Below are 5,404 nucleotides of genomic sequence, written 5' to 3' on the forward strand. Positions count from 1 at the left end.
GATGTCGAGGGCGGCGGCCAGGCCCTTGGCGAAGGCCAGGCCCACGCGCAGGCCGGTGAACGAGCCCGGGCCGACGGTGACGCCGACACGCCCGAGCTGGTCGAAGCGGAGGCCGGCGGCGGCCATCACCTCGGCGGCCAGCGGCGCGAGGCGTTCCTGGTGGCCACGCGCCATGGCTTCGCTGGAAGCGGCGAGGATCCGCGCGCCGTCACGCACGGCGACGGAACAGGCGTCCAGGCAGGTGTCGAGCCCCAGCACGATCATGCCGGGGCGCTACACGATCGGCGCGTGCGGTGAAAGGCCGTCAGAGCGTCTGTTCGACGCGGGTCACTTCCGGGACGTAGTGCTTGAGCATGTTCTCAACGCCCGCCTTGAGGGTGGCGGCCGACGAAGGACAGCCCGAGCAGGCGCCCTTCATGTGCAGCCAGACGACGCCGCTGTCGGGCTCGAAACGGCTGAACAAGATGTCGCCGCCGTCCTGGGCGACGGCCGGACGGATGCGGGTGTCCAGCAGTTCCTTGATCTCGGCGACCACCTGGGCGGTGTCGCCGTCGTAGACGGTGTCGTCGTGGCCGCCATCGAAGTCCTCGCCGCCGGCGAACAGCGGTTGGCCGGAGGTGAAGTGGTCCATGATCGCGGCCAGGATCGGCGCCTTCAGGTGCGCCCAGTCCGACCCGGCGGTCTTGCCGACGGTGAGGAAGTCGCCGCCGAAGAACACCCGCTCGACGCCGTCGATGTCGAACAGCTCGGCGGCCAGCGGCGAGACCTGGGCGTCGTCAGCGTCGCGGAAGTCGCGCGAGCCGTCCGGATAGACGTCACGGCCCGGCAGGAACTTCAGGACTTCGGGGTTCGGCGTAAGTTCGGTCTGGATGAACATGCCTGGAATGTGGCGCTTCGGGAGGCGAACTGCAAGTTGCAGGGGATCGCTACCGCCCGGGACCCCAGAAGCCGACGAGTTGTTTGACCTCGGCCAAGGTTGGTTCGGCGGCGGCGCGGGCGCGCTCGGCGCCGGCGGCGAGGACGCGGTCGATCTCCGCCGGATCACCCAGCAGGCGGCGCATCTCGTCGCCCACCGGCCCGAGGCGTGCGGCGGCGAGGTCGGCGAGCTTCGGCTTGAAGGCCCCGAAGCCCTGGCCGGCGAACTCGACCAGCACCTCGGCTGGCGTGCGGTCCTCCAGGGCTGCGTAGATGCCCACCAGGTTCAGCGCCTCCGGGCGGTCCGCCAGTTCATGGATCGTCTCGGGCAAGGGCGCGGCGTCGGTCTTGGCCTTGCGGATCTTCTGGGCGATGGCGTCGACGCCATCCAGCAGGTTGAGCCTGGAATTGTCCGAGGGGTCGGACTTGGACATCTTGGCCGAGCCGTCGCGCAAGGACATCACCCGCGCGCCCGGACCCTGGGTGAGGGCCTCCGGCAGGGGGAAGAAGTTCTCGGCGCCGAAGTCGTGGTTGAACTTCTGGGCGATGTCGCGGGTCAGCTCCAGGTGCTGGCGCTGGTCCTCGCCTACCGGCACCTGGGTCGCCTTGTAGATCAGGATGTCGGCGGCCTGCAGCACCGGGTAGGTATAGAGCCCGACGCTGGCGCGTTCCTTGTGCTGGCCGCTCTTCTCCTTGAACTGGGTCATCCGGTCGAGCCAGCCGAGACGGGCGACGCAGTTTAACACCCAGGCGAGTTCGGCGTGCGCGCCGACCGCCGACTGCGGGAAGATCGTCGCCTTGGCCGGGTCGAGACCCGAGGCGAGGTAAGCGGCGGCGATCTCGCGCACCTGATCGGCGAGCTTCGCCGGCTCCTGCCAGGCGGTGATCGCGTGCAGGTCGGCGACGAAGATGAAGGTCTCGATCTCGTGCTGCAGGCGGGCGAACTTCACCAGGGCGCCGAGATAGTTGCCGAGGTGCAGGGCGCCGGACGGCTGCACGCCGGACAGCACGCGCTGGGAACCCGTGTAGGGGGCGGGAGTTTGATCGGTCATGATTTCAGGCTCTTCGGATGGCGGTGTGGGCGCGCAAGCGCGGGTACGCGGGTCAGCCGCGGCGCCATCGCGCAATGTCTCGTCCGGTGAGGGCCATCCGCGCGGGATAGGCCATCGCCCGATCTACGGCAAGTCCACCGGCGTCGGCGCAGGATCGCCGCGTCGACGGCGCAGCACGCCGCGGGCCTCGGCCGGCGTGACGCCGCCGAAGGCGAACAGCAGCACCGGATAGATCGCCCCGCCGAGCGCGCAGACCAGCAGCACGCTGATCTCCTTGGCGCCCAGGCCTGCTGCGCGGAAGTCGCCGAACGGCGCTTCCAGCGCGCCGCGGAAGTGGGCGCAGGTCGCCAGCAGCAGGCCCAGCACTACGCTGGCGGCGGCGACGCGCAACACCTTGCCGACCGCGCGGGCGGACGGCCGATAGACGTCGCGCCGCATCAGCGAGACGCTCATCTGGGCCACGGTGATCCAGGCCGCCGTGCTGGTGGCGATGGCGATGCCGGTGAAGCCGATGGCGTAGAACAGCACCACGCCCAGGCCGATGTTCACCGCCACCGAGATCAGCGAGAAACGCATTGGCGTCTTGGTGTCCTGCCGGGCGAAAAACGCCGGCTGCAGGATGCGCAGCAGCACGAACGCCGGCACGCCCCAGCCGTAATGGAACAGCAGCGCGCCGGTCGCCTGGGCGTCGGCGTCGACGAAGGCGCCGCGGGTGAACAGGGCGTCGATCAGGTAGATCGGCATGGCCATCAGGGCGGCGGCGGCCGGCAGGCTGAAGGCGAGCGAGAACACCACGCCCTGGTCCATGGCGACCTGAGCGTCGTCGTGGTCGCCGGCGCCCAGCGCCTGGGACAGGCGCGGCAGCAGGGCGACGCCGATCGCCACGCCCACCAGGCTCATCGGAAGTTGATAGAGGCGGTCGGCGACATTCATCCACACCCGCATGCCGGCGACCTGCGAGGCCAGGATGCCGGAGATGAAGATGTTGATCTGGGTGGCGCTGTTGGCGATGGCGGCAGGGATGGCGAGCTTGATCAGCGCGCGCATGTCGGGAGTCAGCTTCAGGCGGCTGGGGCGGATGCGGGCCCCGGTGCGGCGCGCGCCCCACCAGCAGAAGGCGGCCTGGCCGACGCCGGCGACCAGCACCGCGCCCGACGCCCACCAGGCGGCGGTCACCGGATCCTTCTGCGGCAGCACGGCGATCAGCATCACCGCGTTGAGGATGGTCGGATAGGCGGCCGAGACCACGAACCGGCCGCGGGCGTTGAGCACGCCGGCGAACAGGGCGGCGATCGCCATGCACGGGAGGTAGGGCATGGTCACTTGGGTCAGCATCCAGGCCAGGCGGAACTTCTCCGGCTCGTCGGCGTAGCCCGGGTTGATCAGGTACATCAGCCACGGCATGGCGAGCTGGGCGGCCAGCATCACCACGACCGTGGCGACCGCGACCGTGGCCAGGGCGTCGGAGGCGTACTGGTCGGCGGCCGCGTCACCCTCCGCCGCCAGCTTGCGGGAGTAGCCGGGCACGAAGGCCGCGGCGAAGGCCCCCTCGGCGAAGATGCGGCGGAACAGGTTCGGGAAGGCCAGCGCCGTGTAGTAGGCGTCGGCGGCGATGGTCTGGCTGGCCCCCAGCCTGGCGGTGACCACCAGGTCGCGGGCCAGGCCCATGAACCGGCTGACCAGGGTGAGGCTGGAGAAGATCAGCGACGAGCGGATCAGGCCTGCGCCGCGTCGTGCGGGCGCGGCGGCGGGCGGCTCGGGCGGCGTCTCGGTCACGGGCTGTTCTGCGGGTTCAGGCTGGGCGCGAACTTAGAGCGCGTCGGCTGGATCGGATAGGGCCGCACGGCGCGGGGCTCAAGGGTGGTCGTGAGTTTCCACGGCGGCCTCGCCCCCTCCGTCTTTCGCCTGCGGCGAAAGCCACCTCCCCCGCTTCGCAGGGGAGGAGCGAGGCTCCCTGCTCCTCACCCGTGAAAAGGGGAGGTGCGTAGCCTAGCGCGCGACGCTGGCTCGGGCGCGTTGGAGGTTGACGCGGGGCTTCGCGGGGGGTGCGTCGGTTTCGTCGATGGCGGCGATCAGGGCGGTCTTGAGCGCGGCGCCCTGCTTGGGGTCGACCACCTTGCCGTCCGGGCCGACCACGTAGAAGGCGTCGACCGCGCGCTCGCCATAGCCGTCGATGTGCGCCGACAGGATCGACAGGCCGGCGTCGGCGATGGTGCGGGCCAGCGCTTCCAGCAGGCCCGGGCGGTCGCGGCCAGACGCCTCGACCACCGTCGAGGTTTCCGACGCCTCGTTGTCCAGCATCACCGTGGGCGTGATGGCGAAGGCCGCGGTGCGCCCAAGGTCCATGGTCTTGCGGGTCTCGCTTTTCGGCGGCTGGCCGCGTCCGGCGGCCTCGACCGCGGTGACCAGGCGGGGCAGCAGGCGCGGGTCGTCGGCGCCGAACGGATTGCCGGCGGCGTCCTGGACGTAGAACACGTCCAGCGCCTGGCCGCTGTGCGAGGTGAACACCCGCGCCCCCATGACGTTGGCGCCGGCGGTGCGGATGGCGCTGGCGAGGTCGGCGAACAACCGCTTGCGGTCGGGGGCGGCGATGGTCAGTTCCGAGGCGTTGATGTCGGGCTGGATGCGGGCCTGCGCCGCCACGCCGCTGTCGGCGAGCGCCCGACGGCCCAAGGCCGCGTGTTCGGCCAGATCGGCCTCGCTGAACGAGGTGAAATAGGCGTCCTCCATGGCCCGCGCCCAGGGCTCGGAGCCCGGATCTGCGGCGATCATGCGTTCGCGGGCGGCATGCGCCACGCCTTCCTGGTGGCGTTTTACGACCTGCGCGCCCTCGGAGCCGCGACCGCCGCGGAACACCGCCTCCGTGGCGGCGTAGAGCTCGCGCATCAACTGGCCCTTCCAGCCGTTCCACACGCCCGGCCCCACGGCGCGGATGTCGGCAACGGTCAGCACCAGCAGCAGGCGCAGGCGTTCAGGCGTCTGCACGATGGCGGCGAAGTCGGCGACAGTGCGCGGGTCGCCGACGTCACGCTTCTGGGCGGTGTCGCTCATCACCAGGTGGTGCTCGACCAGCCAGGCGACCAGCTCGATCTTGGCGCGGTCGAGTCCCAGGCGCTCGCAGGCCGAACGGGCCGAGCGGGCGCCGGCCTTCTCCTGGCCACCGACCCCGCCCTTGCCGGTGTCGTGCAGCAACATGGCCAGGAACAGCGCTTCGCGATCGTCGATCAGCGGCATGATCGCGGTGGACAGCGGATGGTCCTCGGCGAAGCGGCCGTTGGCGATCTCGGCGATCACGCCGACGGCGCGCAGGGTGTGCTCGTCCACCGTGTACGAGTGGTACATGTTGAACTGCATCTGGGCGACGATGCGCCCGAACTCCGGCACGAAGCGGCCCAGCACGCCGGCATCGTTCATCAGCGCCAGCGTGCGCTGGGGAT

Annotated in this window: 5 protein-coding genes; all 5 read right to left on the minus strand. The window is 70.6% G+C overall.

Going from position 1 to position 5,404, the window contains the following annotated elements; all coding sequences use genetic code 11:
- Nucleotides 1–261 (minus strand): tRNA (adenosine(37)-N6)-threonylcarbamoyltransferase complex dimerization subunit type 1 TsaB (gene tsaB / locus Q8M88_RS04150; protein WP_305594989.1); only part of this gene is annotated, 261 nt, incomplete at its 3' end.
- A 43-nt stretch (nucleotides 262–304) separates the two neighbouring features.
- Nucleotides 305–877 carry a NifU family protein gene (locus Q8M88_RS04155; RefSeq protein ID WP_305594985.1) on the minus strand — a complete coding sequence of 191 codons (573 nt, stop codon included), beginning with the start codon at nucleotides 875–877 and terminating at the stop codon, nucleotides 305–307.
- 49 nt (nucleotides 878–926) lie between these two features.
- Entirely contained in the window at nucleotides 927–1,967 is a 1,041-nt protein-coding gene (trpS, locus tag Q8M88_RS04160) for a tryptophan--tRNA ligase (RefSeq protein ID WP_305594986.1), read from the minus strand.
- Between the two features lie 123 nt (nucleotides 1,968–2,090).
- Nucleotides 2,091–3,743, minus strand: a complete 1,653-nt coding sequence (murJ, locus tag Q8M88_RS04165; RefSeq protein ID WP_305594987.1) for a murein biosynthesis integral membrane protein MurJ — start codon at nucleotides 3,741–3,743, stop codon at nucleotides 2,091–2,093.
- Nucleotides 3,744–3,956: 213 nt separating this feature from the next.
- Nucleotides 3,957–5,404: [protein-PII] uridylyltransferase (gene glnD / locus Q8M88_RS04170; protein ID WP_305594988.1), on the minus strand; the 1,448-nt coding region annotated here is incomplete at its 5' end.

This window comes from Phenylobacterium sp. (assembly GCF_030693805.1).
Lineage (GTDB): Bacteria > Pseudomonadota > Alphaproteobacteria > Caulobacterales > Caulobacteraceae > Phenylobacterium.

Coding starts and splice junctions, on each gene's coding strand:
- trpS (WP_305594986.1), bottom strand. CDS start 1,967: ATGACCGATCAAACTCCCGCCCCCTACACGGGTTCCCAGCGCGTGCTG.
- Q8M88_RS04155 (WP_305594985.1), bottom strand. CDS start 877: ATGTTCATCCAGACCGAACTTACGCCGAACCCCGAAGTCCTGAAGTTC.